10 protein-coding genes, 1 tRNA gene, 1 rRNA gene, 1 pseudogene and 1 other annotated feature are annotated in these 17,167 nt (G+C 43.9%); of the genes and pseudogenes, 6 read left to right on the top strand and 7 right to left on the bottom strand.

Annotation, left to right across the window (positions count from 1 at the left end; all coding sequences use genetic code 11):
- Window positions 1–44: 44 nt before the first annotated feature.
- The 5 genes from ITG10_RS10985 to rluD form a co-directional block, all read right to left on the bottom strand.
- A tRNA-Ala gene (locus ITG10_RS10985) sits at window positions 45–120 on the bottom strand.
- A gap of 75 nt (window positions 121–195) precedes the next feature.
- Window positions 196–1,751 (bottom strand): 16S ribosomal RNA (locus ITG10_RS10980).
- A 576-nt stretch (window positions 1,752–2,327) separates the two neighbouring features.
- Complete coding sequence (clpB, locus tag ITG10_RS10975) at window positions 2,328–4,901, bottom strand: ATP-dependent chaperone ClpB (RefSeq protein ID WP_017629771.1); 2,574 nt, start codon at window positions 4,899–4,901, stop codon at window positions 2,328–2,330.
- 142 nt (window positions 4,902–5,043) lie between these two features.
- Window positions 5,044–5,784: a peptidoglycan editing factor PgeF gene (gene pgeF, locus ITG10_RS10970; RefSeq protein WP_248386390.1), complete on the bottom strand. Its 741-nt coding sequence runs from the start codon at window positions 5,782–5,784 to the stop codon at window positions 5,044–5,046.
- A 2-nt stretch (window positions 5,785–5,786) separates the two neighbouring features.
- The gene (rluD, locus tag ITG10_RS10965; protein ID WP_017629774.1) at window positions 5,787–6,761 is read right to left on the bottom strand and encodes a 23S rRNA pseudouridine(1911/1915/1917) synthase RluD; all 975 of its coding nucleotides are present in this window, start codon (window positions 6,759–6,761) and stop codon (window positions 5,787–5,789) included.
- A gap of 137 nt (window positions 6,762–6,898) precedes the next feature.
- Here rluD and bamD point away from each other — a divergent pair, with 137 nt between their 5' ends.
- From bamD to yjjX, 6 genes and pseudogenes are all read left to right on the top strand, one after another.
- A complete protein-coding gene (bamD, locus tag ITG10_RS10960; protein WP_176682030.1) occupies window positions 6,899–7,627 on the top strand; it encodes an outer membrane protein assembly factor BamD in 729 nt (242 codons plus the stop codon).
- A gap of 144 nt (window positions 7,628–7,771) precedes the next feature.
- Window positions 7,772–9,190: a lytic transglycosylase F gene (locus tag ITG10_RS10955; protein ID WP_348983554.1), complete on the top strand. Its 1,419-nt coding sequence runs from the start codon at window positions 7,772–7,774 to the stop codon at window positions 9,188–9,190.
- A 428-nt stretch (window positions 9,191–9,618) separates the two neighbouring features.
- Window positions 9,619–9,954 carry a ribosome-associated translation inhibitor RaiA gene (gene raiA / locus ITG10_RS10950; protein ID WP_017629775.1) on the top strand — a complete coding sequence of 112 codons (336 nt, stop codon included), beginning with the start codon at window positions 9,619–9,621 and terminating at the stop codon, window positions 9,952–9,954.
- Between the two features lie 110 nt (window positions 9,955–10,064).
- Window positions 10,065–10,186 (top strand) — a sequence feature (Phe leader region).
- 12 nt (window positions 10,187–10,198) lie between these two features.
- Window positions 10,199–11,374: a prephenate dehydratase gene (gene pheA, locus ITG10_RS10945; protein ID WP_017629776.1), complete on the top strand. Its 1,176-nt coding sequence runs from the start codon at window positions 10,199–10,201 to the stop codon at window positions 11,372–11,374.
- A gap of 331 nt (window positions 11,375–11,705) precedes the next feature.
- A pseudogene (locus ITG10_RS10940) lies at window positions 11,706–13,985 on the top strand (EAL domain-containing protein).
- On the top strand, window positions 13,933–14,454 hold the full coding sequence (gene yjjX / locus ITG10_RS10935) for an inosine/xanthosine triphosphatase (protein ID WP_017629777.1): 522 nt from the start codon (window positions 13,933–13,935) through the stop codon (window positions 14,452–14,454). Before ITG10_RS10940 ends, yjjX begins: the two are co-directional and overlap by 53 nt.
- A 120-nt stretch (window positions 14,455–14,574) precedes the next feature.
- On the opposite strand, the gene trpR is transcribed toward yjjX, so the two are convergent.
- Together trpR and sltY are read right to left on the bottom strand one after the other, a co-directional pair.
- Window positions 14,575–14,868 (bottom strand): trp operon repressor, encoded by a 294-nt coding sequence (gene trpR / locus ITG10_RS10930; protein ID WP_004739494.1) that lies wholly within the window; start codon window positions 14,866–14,868, stop codon window positions 14,575–14,577.
- Window positions 14,869–15,041: 173 nt separating this feature from the next.
- Window positions 15,042–16,991, bottom strand: coding sequence for a murein transglycosylase (gene sltY, locus ITG10_RS10925; protein ID WP_017629778.1), 1,950 nt, complete (start codon window positions 16,989–16,991; stop codon window positions 15,042–15,044).
- Window positions 16,992–17,167: the final 176 nt, after the last annotated feature.

The raw sequence follows: 17,167 nt of genomic DNA, 5'->3' as shown, positions 1-17,167 counted from the left end.
GAAATAACCATTTTTAAAGATTCTTAAGGAAGAACACTTAAAGATGGTGGAGCTATGCGGGATCGAACCGCAGACCTCCTCGCTGCCAGCGAGGCGCTCTCCCAGCTGAGCTATAACCCCATCTGGAAAAGTATTTCTACTCTTAACTTATTAAACCATCAATCTGTGTGGACACTTATCGTGAACATCTTCGTATAAGGAGGTGATCCAGCCCCAGGTTCCCCTAAGGCTACCTTGTTACGACTTCACCCCAGTCATGAACCACAAAGTGGTGAGCGTCCTCCCCGAAAGGTTAAACTACCCACTTCTTTTGCAGCCCACTCCCATGGTGTGACGGGCGGTGTGTACAAGGCCCGGGAACGTATTCACCGTAGCATTCTGATCTACGATTACTAGCGATTCCGACTTCATGGAGTCGAGTTGCAGACTCCAATCCGGACTACGACGCACTTTTTGGGATTCGCTCACTATCGCTAGCTTGCTGCCCTCTGTATGCGCCATTGTAGCACGTGTGTAGCCCTACTCGTAAGGGCCATGATGACTTGACGTCGTCCCCACCTTCCTCCGGTTTATCACCGGCAGTCTCCCTGGAGTTCCCGACATTACTCGCTGGCAAACAAAGATAAGGGTTGCGCTCGTTGCGGGACTTAACCCAACATTTCACAACACGAGCTGACGACAGCCATGCAGCACCTGTCTCAGAGCTCCCGAAGGCACACCTGCGTCTCCGCTGGCTTCTCTGGATGTCAAGAGTAGGTAAGGTTCTTCGCGTTGCATCGAATTAAACCACATGCTCCACCGCTTGTGCGGGCCCCGTCAATTCATTTGAGTTTTAATCTTGCGACCGTACTCCCCAGGCGGTCTACTTAACGCGTTAGCTCCGAAAGCCACGGCTCAAGGCCACAACCTCCAAGTAGACATCGTTTACGGCGTGGACTACCAGGGTATCTAATCCTGTTTGCTCCCCACGCTTTCGCATCTGAGTGTCAGTATCTGTCCAGGGGCCGCCTTCGCCACTGGTATTCCTTCAGATCTCTACGCATTTCACCGCTACACCTGAAATTCTACCCCCCCCTCTACAGTACTCTAGTTCACCAGTTTCAAATGCAGTTCCGAGGTTGAGCCCCGGGCTTTCACATCTGACTTAATGAACCACCTGCATGCGCTTTACGCCCAGTAATTCCGATTAACGCTCGCACCCTCCGTATTACCGCGGCTGCTGGCACGGAGTTAGCCGGTGCTTCTTCTGTTGCTAACGTCAAGAGATAACGCTATTAACGCTACCCCCTTCCTCACAACTGAAAGTACTTTACAACCCGAAGGCCTTCTTCATACACGCGGCATGGCTGCATCAGGCTTTCGCCCATTGTGCAATATTCCCCACTGCTGCCTCCCGTAGGAGTCTGGACCGTGTCTCAGTTCCAGTGTGGCTGATCATCCCTCTCAGACCAGCTAGGGATCGTCGCCTTGGTGAGCCATTACCTCACCAACTAGCTAATCCCACCTAGGCATATCTTGACGCGAGAGGCCCGAAGGTCCCCCTCTTTGGCCCGTAGGCATTATGCGGTATTAGCCATCGTTTCCAATGGTTATCCCCCACATCAAGGCAATTTCCTAGGCATTACTCACCCGTCCGCCGCTCGACGCCCATTAACGCACCCGAAGGATTGTTAATGTCGTTTCCGCTCGACTTGCATGTGTTAGGCCTGCCGCCAGCGTTCAATCTGAGCCATGATCAAACTCTTCAATTTAAAGTTTTGATTACCTAAATTAATAGGTGTGACTCAACGAATACTGACTTCAAAACTACTATGTAATTCTAAAGCTATTATCTTTCCAACAGAAAGATAATGAATTGACTGTGCCAAGTCCTAAGACTTGATTGGTCACTCAGTTCATTGAAATCAATTTGTTACCGAAGTAACTGCCATTCCTGAGAATGACGTTTTGATATTCATCAACGAGTGCCCACACAGATTGATAGGTTTAAATTGTTAAAGAGCTTTACTTGTTGAGCGTTCCTTTCAGTAAGGAGCCTCTCGAAGTGGACGGCCATTCTAGCGAATTGGGTTCCAGTGTCAAACACTTTTTCCAGCTAATTTTTCAAAGCATCTTAAATGCTTAGTTCCGTCTTGTTACTCAGTTCAAACCGCTTGGTTATCCTTGGCAACGGAGGCGCATTATAGAGAGAATAATCCTTTACACAAGGCCAAAAACAAAAAAAAGCCGCCACCGGCGACCGTTCGAACACTATTCAAACAAAGCGTTCAAAATAGGTACGATTACGCCTTAATTTCAGCTAATCGTACCTACCGTTCGTGCTTTAATTATTGGTGAGCAATAATTCTGTCGTTATTTACTAATAGTTGTACTTTCTTCTCAGGATTTATTTTTCCAGCCAGTATCGCTTTCGCTAGCGGGTTCTCGACACTCTGTTGAATCGCTCTTTTCAACGGTCGAGCACCATATACCGGGTCGAAACCAACTTGAGAAATCAACTTAAGCGCTTTTTCCGATACCTCAAGTTCATATCCATTATCTTCCATACGCTTTTTCAGATGCTCGAGCTGGATAGAAGCAATAGATTGAATGTGTTCTTGGCCTAATGGGTGGAACACAACACTTTCATCAACACGGTTTAAAAACTCAGGACGGAAATGCTTACCAACAACTTCCATCACCTCATTCTTTATCCCTTGATAGTCGAGTGTGTTGAAATTCTCTTGGATTCTTGAAGAACCAAGGTTAGATGTCATGATCACTACCGTATTTCTAAAGTCGACTGTACGACCTTGTCCATCGGTTAAGCGGCCGTCGTCAAGAACCTGCAACAAAATATTGAAAACATCCGGGTGTGCTTTCTCTACTTCATCCAACAAGATCACTGAATAAGGCTTACGACGTACAGCTTCTGTTAAGTAACCACCTTCTTCATACCCAACATAACCTGGAGGCGCGCCAACCAAACGAGCGACTGAATGCTTCTCCATGAATTCAGACATGTCGATACGAACCATCGCATCATCACTATCAAACATAAAGTTAGCGAGTGTTTTACACAGTTCGGTTTTACCTACCCCAGTAGGACCGAGGAATAGGAAGGAACCAATCGGCTTGTTCGGATCAGACAAACCTGCACGGCTACGGCGAATCGCATTCGAAACCACTTCCACCGCTTCTGCTTGACCAATCACGCGCTTATGCAGAACACCTTCCATTTTAAGAAGCTTCTCTTTCTCCGCTTCTAACATTTTTGAAACCGGGATTCCCGTTTGCTTTGACAAGACATCTGCGATTTCTGCATCGGTAACCTTATTACGTAATAAGGTCATTTCTTGCATTTCAGCTTGAGTCGCAAGGTCTAACTGCTTCTCTAATTCAGGAATTCGGCCGTATTGCAATTCAGACATTCGGTTAAGATCACCAGCACGTCTTGCAAAATCCATATCCATACGAGCTTGTTCTAACTCTGACTTGATATGTTGCGTGCCAGACAATGCGGCTTTCTCTGCATTCCACACTTCTTCAAGCTCTGCAAAATCTCTTTCTTTATCTGAAAGCTCAGCTTGTAATGTACGAAGGCGTTTTTCACTGGCTTCGTCATTTTCGTTAGTCAGAGCTTGCTGCTCAATCTTCAGTTGAATGATCTTACGCTCAAGCTTATCCAAAGATTCCGGTTTTGAATCGATCTGCATACGGATACTTGATGCCGCTTCATCAATCAGGTCAATCGCCTTGTCCGGTAATTGACGATCAGAAACGTATCGATGAGATAACGTTGCCGCTGCCACAATTGCAGGGTCAGTAATTTCAACGTGATGGTGAAGTTCGTAGCGCTCTTTCAGGCCACGAAGGATTGCTACCGTGTCTTCAACCGTTGGCTCATCGACTAATACTTTCTGGAATCGACGCTCCAATGCAGGGTCTTTCTCTATATATTGGCGATATTCATCGAGGGTCGTCGCGCCTACACAATGTAATTCACCACGAGCCAATGCTGGCTTCAGCATGTTACCCGCATCCATAGAGCCTTCACCTTTACCGGCACCGACCATGGTGTGAATTTCATCGATAAAGAGAATGATGTTGCCTTCCTCTTTAGACAATTCATTGAGAACCGATTTCAAGCGTTCTTCAAATTCGCCCCGGTATTTAGCACCCGCAACCAAAGAGCCCATATCCAACGAGAGTACACGTCGGCCTCTTAGACCTTCTGGTACTTCATTATTGATAATGCGTTGAGCCAAACCTTCAACAATCGCGGTTTTACCAACACCAGGTTCGCCAATAATGACAGGGTTGTTCTTGGTACGACGCTGAAGTACTTGGATAGTGCGACGAATTTCATCATCACGGCCAATTACAGGATCAAGTTTGCCTTGCTCTGCTCTTTCAGTCAGATCAATGGTGAACTTCTCTAATGCTTGTCGTCTGTCTTCGGCATTTGGATCATCAACCTTTTGGCCACCGCGAACTTGCTCAATAGCTTGAGATAATTTCTGTTCAGTAAGACCAAGCTCTTTAAGTAAGTTACCTAAAGGGCCTTTGTCTTCAACCGCAGCAAGTAGGAAGACTTCTGAAGATATGTAACTGTCTTGACGCTTTTGCGCGACTTTGTCACATAGGTTGAATAACGTGCCCATTGCATTCGACAGCTGAACATCACCACCGATACCACTTACTTTTGGTACACGGTCTAATATTTCGCTTAGCTTTGAACGCAATTGAACCACATCAATATTCAACATGGTCAGCAATGGGCGAATTGCACTGCCATCTTGATTAAGCAAAGACACCATTAGGTGTACAGGTTCTATATATTGGTGATCACGACCTAATGCGAGCGACTGAGCATCAGATATCGCAATTTGGAATTTACTAGTGAATCGATCGAGACGCATGCCCACCTTCCTACTCTTAGATATGTTTATCTTATGGTTAGAAGATGGATACGGTAACGCAGATTTTCAAGGGATAAGAATGAAGAATAGAGCTTATCTAAAAATATAAATGAGCCGGATGAGTAGTAGCACTAGTTAGAGATTACTCTAACCAAATAAAAGTAGCCTGGCGCCCTGTAATGCCATCACGACGATAAGAATAGAAAGCGTCTGAATCTGCGAATGTACATAGATTCGAATCTGTCACTTGTGACACGCCCACTTTCGCGAGTCTTTGTGTTGCAAGTTGAGACATGTTCGCTAGCCATTTTCCTGGTTCAGCTTTGGCTTGAAATGCTGATTGAGCTTGAGGGTCAAAATTAACAAAAACTTCTAGCACGTCATCACCAACCTCAAACACATCTTTACCAATGGCAGGACCAAGCCAAGCCATAATTTGGTTATCTGAATCTAGGTTTGAAAACTTCGCGACTGCATTTTCAAGAATACCACCAGCAAGACCACGCCAACCTGCATGAACCGCAGCGACTTGAGTACCTTTGGTATCAGTAAGAATGACTGGCAAACAGTCGGCCGTCATTGCAGAACAGACAACACCGGTAGCCGTGGTAAATGCACCATCAGCATCGAGAACATCCGTCGTTGGCTCTAAAACCGTAACAACATCCGTTGAGTGAGTTTGATTTAACCAGACTGGTGAAGTAGGCATATTCGCTTGTTGCTTAAGCCATGCTCGGTTTTTTTCGACAAGCGAAGCATCATCCCCAACATGCGTACCTAGGTTTAATCCTTGGTACGCACCCGTCGAAAAGCCCTCGAAACGTGTCGAGGCAAATGCCTTCACGTTTTTAGGCGCATTCCAGTTAGGGATGATCTTTGACATGATTAAATGTCGTCTTCTAGATTTTCGCGAGCATCAACACGTAACGCTTCAGCCATTACAACCATGTCATTTGGTACTGGAGCGTGGAACTCAACTTCTTCACCTGTAATTGGGTGAACAAATTTAAGCATAACCGCGTGCAGTGCCTGGCGGTCAAAAGAACGAATCATTGTCGTTAGTTCTTCAGATGCACCTTTTGGAATGCGTGCACGACCACCGTATGCCACATCACCTAGAAGCGGGTGCTGAAGGTATGACATGTGAACACGGATTTGGTGAGTACGGCCAGTTTCTAGACGCAGACGAATACGCGTATGTTCACGGAAATGCTCAGCAACACGGTAGTGAGTTACCGCAGGCTTACCAACTTCATTTACCGCCATTAAGGTACGCTTAGTTGCATGACGGCTAATGCCTTTTTCTACCACACCACCAGCAGTCATTTTACCGATAGCAATCGCTTCGTACTCACGAGTAATACGACGCTTAGCCAATGCACGTACAAGACGAGTTTGAGCTGGAACCGTTTTAGCCACAACCATAAGACCAGTTGTGTCTTTATCAAGACGGTGCACAATACCTGCACGAGGTACTTCAGCAATTTGTGGGTAGTGGTGCAGTAACGCGTTTAGCACGGTTCCATCCGGCGTACCTGCTCCAGGGTGAACAACAAAGTCGCGAGGCTTGTTGATAACCAATAAATCGTCATCTTCGTAGACAATGTCTAGAGGAATGTCTTGTGCTTCCCAGCGCTCTTCATCTGCAAGTTCAGCTTGCAAGATGATCTCTTCACCGCCCATAACCTTAACGCGCGGCTTAGTGATAACTTCGCCATCCACTTGGATTTTGCCGTCAAGAAGCCACTCTTTAATACGAGAGCGAGAAAAATCGGTAAATAGTTCAGCGACAGCTTGGTCTAAACGTTGACCTAACTGGCTGCTTTTTACTGTGTCTGTTAATGTGATCTGCTGAGCCATATCGAACTTTTTTAAAAACCGTGAGACTAATACCCATTAGTATGGATAAAATAGAATAATTGCATCATTGTATCTGTTACTGGTTAGAAAGTAACGGAAGCTTACGAAATATTTAATTCAAGGAATCGACGCCTGACATGAAACACCTTACTTTATCGGGTCTATTGGCCGTATCACTCTTGGTTGGTTGTTCAAGTAGTGAAGAGATAGTGCCAGATGTACCACCATCGGTTCTCTACTCTGACGCTCAAGAATCACTGCAGAGCGGTAGCTGGCTTTCTGCAATCGAAAAGCTAGAAGCCCTAGACTCTCGTTACCCATTCGGCGCCTATTCTGAACAAGTACAGCTCGATCTGATTTACGCTTACTACAAAAATGATGACTTGGCTCTTGGCCTTGCGACCATTTCACGATTCCTGCGTTTAAACCCAACTCACGAGAAACAAGACTGGGTTCTTTACATGCGCGGCCTAACGCACATGGCACAAGATCGAAACTTCATGCACGATATTTTTAATATCGATCGTAGTGACCGAGATCCAGAACCAGTGAAGCTTGCTTTTGCTGACTTCAAGCGATTACTTGAGCGTTTCCCGGCAAGTCCATATGCGGAAGATGCACAAAAACGCATGTTCGCACTAAAGAACCGCCTAGCAGAATACGACTTAGCAACAGCAGATTTCTACCTACGCCGTGAAGCTTGGATTGCTGCAGTAAACAGAACTCAAGAACTGCAAAAGACTTACCCTGACACCATTGCAGCGCGTAAATCTTTGAAAATACAGCTCGAAGCCTACAAACAACTAGGCCTAGAAGATGCAGTTTCAAGAACAGAAAAGTTGATTGAGTTAAACCCACTCCCTTAATCAACGTTTACACCTCAAGACCAAAAGCGCGCTAATTTATTAGCGCGCTTTTTTAGATCCCCATCCGGTAAACTTGATGGCTATCATTATCCACACTATCATTCAATAAATGACGTTTAACAAAATATCAACATGGGGTGTGGTGTGAGCAGATTGTTATTATTTATTGGGATCACTTTATTTAGTCAATTGTCATACTCATTAGAGCTCTCACCATTGAGAAACAAACCGTATGTAGGCGACTTAGATGTGCTTGAAACCAAAGGAATGGTTAGAGTGCTTGTGTCGGCCGATCTTGGTTTCTACTATATAGAAGATGGTAAACCAAAGGGTATTGTGGCAGAGATGCTTTATCATTTTGAAAACATTCTTCGTAAAAAGAACCCATTTGTGAATGTACAAGTCATCCCTGTTCAAAGAGATGAACTTATTACGTCGTTGGAAAAAGGGTATGGAGATATTGCTGTCGCTAATCTAACTATAACTGATAAAAGGCTACAGATAGTCGATTTCTCAGAGCCGATAATTAAGAACACTAAAGAGTTGATAATTACAAATAGAAGCATTGAACCTATTACAGGAATAAAGCAGCTAAGTGGCAAAGAGGTCTGGGTTCGAGCAAGTTCGAGTTACTTTGAAAGTGTGCAGAGAGTAAACAAAGAACTTGATGAGTTGGGTCTTCCTCCATTGCATGTTAATTTTGTCGAAGAATCCCTTCAAGATTATGAACTAATGGAGCTTGTAAACCAAGGATATATCCAAGGTACGATACTCGATAGTCACAAAGCAAAAATATGGATTGATGTAATGACAAATATTCAAATACATACCACTTTCCCTCTTCGTGAAAATAGCCGTATTGCTTGGGCGTTGAGAAAAAACAGCCCCAAACTTAAAAAAGAGATAAATCAATACGTTAAGATAGCACGAACTGGTACCTTGCTCGGTAACGTGATCTACCAAAAGTACATTGATAATACTCGTTGGTTAGGTCGAGCTCTCAATCCCAACAAAGTTGACAGAGCGGCTAAACTTGCTGGTGTGTTTGAAAAATACTCAAGCAAATATGAATTTGACCCTTTAATGATGTCAGCTCAAGGCTTTCAAGAATCAGGGCTTGATCAGAGCAGAGTTTCTCACCGAGGTGCCGTTGGTATAATGCAGGTGCTCCCGAGTACAGCTAGAGACAAAAACGTCAATATTAAAAACATTCACAAAGTCGATAATAATATCCACGCGGGTGTAAAATATATGCGATTTATCAAAGATCGGTATTTTAATGACCCTGCCATAACGGCTGACAACCAGATCTATTTTACGTTGGCTTCTTACAACGCCGGACCCGCTAAGATTAGAAGGATGAGAACTCTCGCCAAGGAAAAAGGTTATAACCCCAACATCTGGTTCAAGAATGTAGAAATCATCACTCGTAAGTATGTGAGTAAAGAACCAGTAATCTACGTAGCCAACATCAATCGCTACTTCGTTATTTACAAACAATTAAAGGTAATTAATACCATCCGAGATAACAGTAAAACGAAAGTACTACGAACCAATGATTAACGTTCAAACTCAAAAATTCATATTGAGTCCATACGAAACTTTCCGATTGCGAAATCGCGAAGCAACGAAAAACTAAAATCCCGCAACAAGGAAACCTGTGCGGGCTCTCAATATTCAATTAAAGCAGAAGCTAAATGTGCGTTATTTCACATAATCTTATTGAGTGAATTTTCATCACGCACTTTAAAAAGGCTGTAAAACTCCCCTAAAAACTGATTTAATTTTTAGCGAAGCCTTGCCTTCAAGTTATCGTTTTTCATAGGGATAACAAGCATTTTTCGACAAAAAGATACCAAGACTTGCGTGAGATCACATTTGATTTTAATGATCATAACACCCGACCAAAACAAGATCTATATCACGTTCTTTATTCCTAAAAGTCGTAATCTGAAGTTAACCCATGAGGGATACAACAGAGGAAAACTTCTATGAAAATGAACATCACTGGTAAAAACATCGACATTACCTCTGCAATCCGTGATCACATAGAAAGCAAATTTAAGAAGCTGGATAAATGGCAAGTAGACATCATTGGCTGCCAAGCGAGCTTTAGTGAAGAACCAAACAAGAAGAAGAAATTTGAAGCGGTACTAACCGTACCAAAAGGCCAACTTGTTGCTTCATCAATCCATAACGACCTCTACGTTGCCATTAACGAAGTAGAACAAAAACTAGAGCGTCAACTCAACAAGCTGCGTCATAAACCAGAAGCGCGCCGCGCTGAAAAGCCTGAAATCGAAGAGCTAGAAGCTGAAGTAGAATAAGGAAAGATAACAGATTAAAAAATAGCGCCTCAGGGCGCTATTTTTTTGCTTGACGCTCGTAGCTCGCTTGCTTATTGTGTTTAAACATTCATAAAACAATCACTTTTTATGCACACTCAATCTTTGTTTATTTTTGACTTCTTTTTTCTTCCGTAAATCGGAGGCTAAGTCGTTTTAGAAAAACAAGTCAAAAACGAACAAGAAGCCTCCCACACTAGGGAGGCTTTTTTATAAGGACACATTTATGACTGACCGCTCAATCTCACTGGATGATATCCGCCTTCGTCTTAATGACTTAGACGACGAATTACTGAACCTACTTTCAGAGCGTCGCAAGCTAAGTATCGAAGTTGCGAAAAGCAAGGTAGAAACATCAAAGCCAGTTCGTGATGCAGTAAGAGAACAACAACTATTAGTAAAGCTGATCAACAACGGCAAAGATAAATACGAACTTGATGCGCAGTACATTACTAAGCTGTTTCACACCATCATCGAAGATTCTGTTTTACTGCAACAGTCATATTTACAAAACCTAGCGAATCCGCAAAGCCGCAAGCCATTGGCTCGTGTTGCATTCTTAGGTTCTAAGGGATCTTATTCTCACCTTGCGAGTCGTGAATACTTCAGCCGCAAGAATATGGAATTGATTGAGCTAAACTGTAATCACTTCAAGGAAGTAGCCTCGACAGTAGAATCAGGCCATGCCGACTACGGTGTTCTGCCTATTGAGAACACCAGCTCTGGTTCGATTAACGAAGTCTACGACCTACTGCAACACACCACGCTTTACATCGTTGGTGAGCTTTCTCAGCCAATCGAACACTGCCTAGTGGCGAAAAGTGATATCCGTCTAGAAGATATCAAAACACTTTACTCGCATCCACAACCACATCAGCAGTGCAGTGAGTTCTTGAGCCGCCTCAAAGGTGTGACTCTTGAGTCTTGCGCGAGCACAGCCGACGCAATGAAAAAGGTTAAAGATCTGGACGGTGATGATATGGCTGCGATTGGTAATGCGTCTAGCGGCAAGCTTTACGGACTTCAGCCAATCCAAGGCAACATTGCGAACCAAACAGAAAACCACACACGTTTCATCGTGGTCGCTCGTAAACCTGTTGAGGTATCGACTCAGATCCCTGCGAAAACGACACTGATCATGTCTACTTCTCAAGAGGCGGGTTCTTTGGTTGAGACGCTACTTATCCTGCAACGCTTGGGCATCAACATGACTAAGCTAGAGTCTCGTCCTATTATGGGCAACCCTTGGGAAGAGATGTTTTATGTCGATCTAGAAGCCCACCTAGATTCAGACAATATGCAGCAAGCAATCACTGAATTAACAGCGATTACTCGTCATCTGAAGGTTCTGGGCTGCTACCCAAGTGAGAACATCAAAGCCACTCAAGTTAAGTTGTCATAGCTTTGAACTAGTCTGAATTTCAGCTTGACAAGCATTTGGCCTACAGTAGGCCAAATGCTTTATTCACTAGCTAGTAAATACAATTCAAACCAAAAACAGCTAACCTGACACGCCTTAGACACAATTTATTTGTTTCTCAGACCCTGCATATCTACGACCACTATCGTTTTATGTCCTTCTACAATAAAACTCACTAGTGCCTTTTTATCAATTAAGACAAAACCTTACTCCCTTCACAGGAAATCACCGAACATCGTCTAAAAAATAGCGAGCTCATGCCAAGTAACATAAACTGACGCGCTAAAATTTATAAACAATGTTGTGAATAGCCATGAAGCTAAGTACGAAAATATTACTTCTGATTGCCCCTGTAATACTGTTCAGTACGGCGACTTCTAGCTATATCATCTACTCCACGCAAAAAAGCAGCTTCATCAAACGTGAAGACAATGCACTGCAGTTAAGCATGGAAAAGCTAGCTGGTTACTTTCGTCAGTCTCGAGCTTTCCTAAACAGTTATTCTTATACCCTTACCAAAAGTGACATGGTTAAGAACTACTTTATGGTTGATGATAATCCCAACCGTGAGCTTGATTGATTGATAACCTTCACGAGACGATTCAGCTACTGCAAGATGGCGACGGCAGCTTTACAGGGCTTGCCCTTCTCGATGGAGATCGAACCCTCAGTTATTACGCTGAAAATAGCAGTGATCCTTTCGCCAAGATGGATCCCAAAGTGTTGGAATTCATCGACCATCAATATCAAGCTACCTTAGCTACTTCGAGCACCAACTACATACAAAACTCCCAAGGCGAAGGGATGTTGGTTCACTATGAGGTGCTTGATAAAAAACGGTTTCGACACCCATAAGCTATCAACTCAACAATGTGTTTTTTGTGGTGGTGTCAGTCTCACTCGATAAATTTAATTCACTGCGGAAACAGATAGAGTTCGACTACCAAACCAGCTTGTTCTTTACCCCAGCACCAGTAACTCTAGGGCATGAATTAACCCAAACCGTAAAACTTGCACCAGAGCTTTACGCCACACTCGATCCTGCACAGTTCTTGTTAGACAACAAACTCAAATCTATCTGGAATGAACTCAACCTGTCTTTTGCCTTATCTGCATTTGTTTCGGTTACCTTGTTACTGATTCTTCTGTCTCGTTGTGTGATAAGCCCAATCACACGCTTAGACAGACAGCTTCAACAAGTCGAGAAGAAACAGAGAAAGAACATTGAACGCTTGGGGACAAATGATGAGTTAGGCCGCTTATCACAACGTTTTTACGATATGTACCAAGAGTTGGATAACACCTATCAACAGACAAAGGTGTTGGCAGAGAACGACAAGTATGGCCATCAGATCGGTGATTCGATTCTGGTGTCCTTCGCCCAGCGTATCACGGACATTTGTGCTCTTTATCAAGAGAAGTACCGTGCTCACTGCATGCCTGCACGCTTGTCTGGTGATGAGTTTGTTGTGTATATCAATGCGCCCGCTCATTCGGGTAACGTGGCACATGGCTTCTCTGAAAAACTATTAGAGCCGCTGCAAAAAGGGTTTATTACCGAATCTGGTAGCTTTCCGATCACCGTCAGCATTGGCATCGCCACTTATCCTAATGATGGGCACTCCATTGAGAAGTTGTTGTCGAATGCCGATACTGCGATGTATCAAGCAAAACGGGCAGGTAAGAACCAGTTTGCGGATTACTCGTTAGACTTAGACAAAACCATTCAACGCCAAGCCAGCATCGAGCAAGCGTTAAGAGAGAAGAACTTTGATGAAGAGTTTAAGCTTGTTTATATGCCTTATATGGACTCTAGTGGCAGCGAGGTTATTGGCGTAGAGGTACTGCTGCGTTGGGAATCAAGTCACCTTGGATTGGTTCCGCCGAATGAGTTTATCCCGATAGCCGAACAAACCGGTTTGTATGAGCTTGTCGACCGCTGGGTGATTAAGAATGCGTTCGCCTCATTTCATCAACTGCAGGCTCAATTTGATTACTCCATTCAACTATCAATCAACTTATCTTCAGCCGGGATAGAAACCACGCACCTCGCTGAATTTATTGACCAACATGCTGGGATTCAAAACATCCCGCCAAGTTTGATTGATTTTGAGATCACCGAGACTTTCTATTCAAAACTCACAAGGCTTCCCGCTGCTCAACGAACTGTCTAGAATGGGCTACCGATTAGCAATTGATGATTTTGGTTCGGGGTACACATCCATAACCCAATTAGTTGAATATCCAACTCAGAAAATTAAATTGGATAAAGGCTTTTTAGAGACCTTGATCGAAACAGACAATCAGAACATAGTTAAACCCGTGATAGAACTGTGTCATGCACAGGGCAAAACCGTTACGGCTGAAGGCATCGAAACCAAAGAGATGCACAAATGGCTGCAAGACGCCCAGTGCGACATGCTACAAGGTTATTACTTTGGTAAACCTATGCCACTGCAAGAGCTCAACGAATGGTATCGTGCGCATCAACTTCGCTTTAATCAGCTTCGATTTAATCAACAACAAGAAGAATCCAATACATGAAGAACGTCATCATTGCTTCGCTAAACCCTGCAAAAATAAATGCTGTTAAAAGCGCGTTTCAGTCGGCTTTTCCAGGTACCGATTTTGAGTTCACAGGCGTCAGTGTGCCAAGTGGCGTAGCAGATCAACCGATGAGCAATGATGAAACCTATCAAGGTACGGTGAACCGTGTGCATAACGCTACTCAAGCGCAGCCCAATGCTGACTTTTATGTTGGTCTAGAAGCAGGAATAGAAAGAAACGTCACCTTTGCATGGATGGTGATTGAATCTAACGGACAACGAGGCGAGTCGCGTTCAGCAAGTCTGATGCTGCCACCAGCCGTACTTGAAAAGCTAGAGCATGCAAACGAGCTCGGAGATGTAATGGATGAAGTGTTTGGTACTGACAATATCAAACAGAAAGGCGGTGCAATTGGCTTACTGACACATAACCAACTGTCTCGCAGTTCGGTGTATCACCAAGCTTTAATCCTAGCTCTGATCCCATTTGTGAACCCTGAGCACTTTCCTATTTAGTGTTTAGCTAGAGCTCAAAAACATCTGAAGTGAATGAGCCAAAACGAATGCTCAAAAACAAAAAAACGCTAACAGTCAGTTAGCGTTTTTTATCGAATTCTTACTCTCACAACTTAGTGACTATTTGAGTAGTAGATCCGCAATCACGGCTTTCTCTTGTTCCGATTTTGCTTTTAGCTCATTCGAGCCTCGAGTAATTGTCGCCACACCTACTCCTAACATTTGACTTACTTGTCTTTGAGACATCTCGCCTTTCATCAACTCACAAAAGATATTAATTCGTGCAACCAGAGCATCTCGCTCATCGGGTGTCATCATCATAGTCAGCAACAGCTCATGCTGATCTTTTTCGACAGCCGTCTTTACCAAATCCATTAGTTGTTGCCAATTATCATATTCAGGTTGTGATGCCATATCTCTACACTTACTTTTAAATTCAGACTTTAAAGAGTCGCTTAACGATTGAAAGCGTTTAACACTTTATACCGCAACACTTGCTGCAATCCAATGTAAAAAGGCAGTAAGTGGAAATGGTTCGCACTCACTGCCTTTAATATTTACTCAGTTTCGGACAAAGCGCCGAGACCTTAGTATTTCGTTTTTGCCTCATGGGGTGCTAAAAACGTGCCCTTCTCGCCTAAGAGATCTCGATAGTAAGTCTCAAACATCAAGATGTTCTGAACATAGCCACGTGTCTCTTTGAAAGGGATCATTTCAATAAAGGCATACGCATCAAGCTTTTCGTCACTGCGTGAACGCCACTGCTTCACACGGCTTGGCCCTGCGTTGTATGCAGCAAAAGCAAAAATACGGTTGTTGTCGTATTGAGAAAGCAAGCCATCCAGATAGTGACTACCAATCTCTATGTTCTTGCCAACATCATAAAGATCATCGCTGCCCTTATACTTAATCTGATGCTTGTTAGCTGTGTATTGCGCCGTCTTCGGCATAATTTGCATGATGCCACGCGCGCCAACAGGAGAGCGAGCTTCCGAATCCATCGCACTCTCTTGTCTTGCTAAAGACATCAAGGTGATTGGGTCGATATCGTGCTTTTCAGCGTAGAAGTTAAACCACCACTTATGAGCAACAGGGAAACGTAATGCAATGTTATCCCACATCTTCGCTGAGATACTCGCCGTCACCGTAAAGTGATTCCATCGTTGTGTCGCAGCGTGGGCAGCAAGCATCGCCTTTTGGTCTTTGTCTGCATTGGTTAATAACCAACGCCACTCACTCTTCGCAGCCGCAATTTTATCTCGGTCAATCAGCTCACCAATACGAACTAAAGAGGTATCGAACGGCTTCACCATTTCAGCATTATATTCAATAGTCGATGTTGGGTATTGAACTGGCTTTCCTAATTGCTTCGCCGCCGCAACGCTGTAGAAATTACGTTGCCCCAAAATATCTGACAATCGCTTGTTACCTTCCGCGGTATCACCCAGCGCAATTTCTGCTCTGCCCTGCCAATACTGCCAGCGAAGCGAAGCTTGATGCTTGTCATCCAAGCGCGCGATCCACTGTTGTAGACCAGTCCAATCGGCATGTTGGATCGCTAAACGAGCACGTCGCTCAAGCAACACTTGCTTTGATGAGCTCGCGAGCATTTTGTCTCGCCACACCATCAACTCTTCAGAATCGGTGTTAATCAAACGGAACGTTAGATAATCCGCAAGTTCTTGAGATTTCTCTTTCGAAAACTTCTGAGCCTTGATGACATCATCAAACACCGCTTGAGCACTGCTTGATGACTTCCTTGCTAGCTTCTCGAAACCAAACTCCGTTTGAGCTTGATAGAATTCATTAGCAGGATGTTTCTTAGCAAATGCGAGCACGTTTTCAGGCTTGTTGTACAACGCCTTCATCTGCTTAGCTTGAGCAATTGACTCATCATGATCCAATTGCTTGATCAGGTAGCTCATCAGCTTGCCGTTACGGCCTTCAAACGCTAATAACATTCTATCTAGAATGAGTTCATCCGTTCTTAAACCGGCTTGATCCCAACTTTTAAACAGAGGGTCACAGGCATCATCAACACCACTGCCACTCAACCAAAGCTGTTTCGCCCCTTTAAAGGCGAGGTCTTTGTTACCTTGCTCGTAATTCGCTCGATAATAGATGCATTGATATTTTTCACCGACAGGCTCTTTGGTTTGAAACTCAAGGATGGTCTTCCACTGCTTTTGAGAAGCCAATGAATCCAGATAAGGTGCGCGCATTCGATTAGAAAATGGCAGTGCCTTGTTCTCTTCAATAAAAGCATCGACCTCAGCAGGAGTGCGATCACCTAAGCCAATCAGAAAGGCTCGATAATCGGTGTAAGGTGTTAAAGGGTATGTTTGAATTTTGTTACGCAGCGCGGAGTAGGCTTTTAGATCACGGTTGTCTAAAACCTCTTGCGCTCTATCATAAACATCACGCTGCATTTCAAGCTCGGAGGCGTTGCTAGCCATAGCCACCGGAGCCAGTGAAAATGAAGACAAAATTGCTGATGCAGCCACAGCAATTTTCGTATTACCAATGCGGAAAAACATTCGCTCTTTCCTTAGTGCGTGTATGAATACGTGAAGTCTATTTACGCCCGACATCACATCAAATGTAAAGAGTTTGAGTGTAAATATTATTAATATTTAACACTTCGCCTCAGAAGCTCATTAAATATAGTTTTAATGACCAATGTGACAATAATAGGTAAGGATTAGTTCAAGAA

It is taken from the genome of Vibrio sp. ED004 (genome assembly GCF_023206395.1).
Taxonomy (GTDB): Bacteria; Pseudomonadota; Gammaproteobacteria; order Enterobacterales; family Vibrionaceae; genus Vibrio.
The sequence above is the reverse complement of the archived record's forward strand: the minus strand, read 5'-3'. Positions and strand labels throughout refer to the sequence as shown.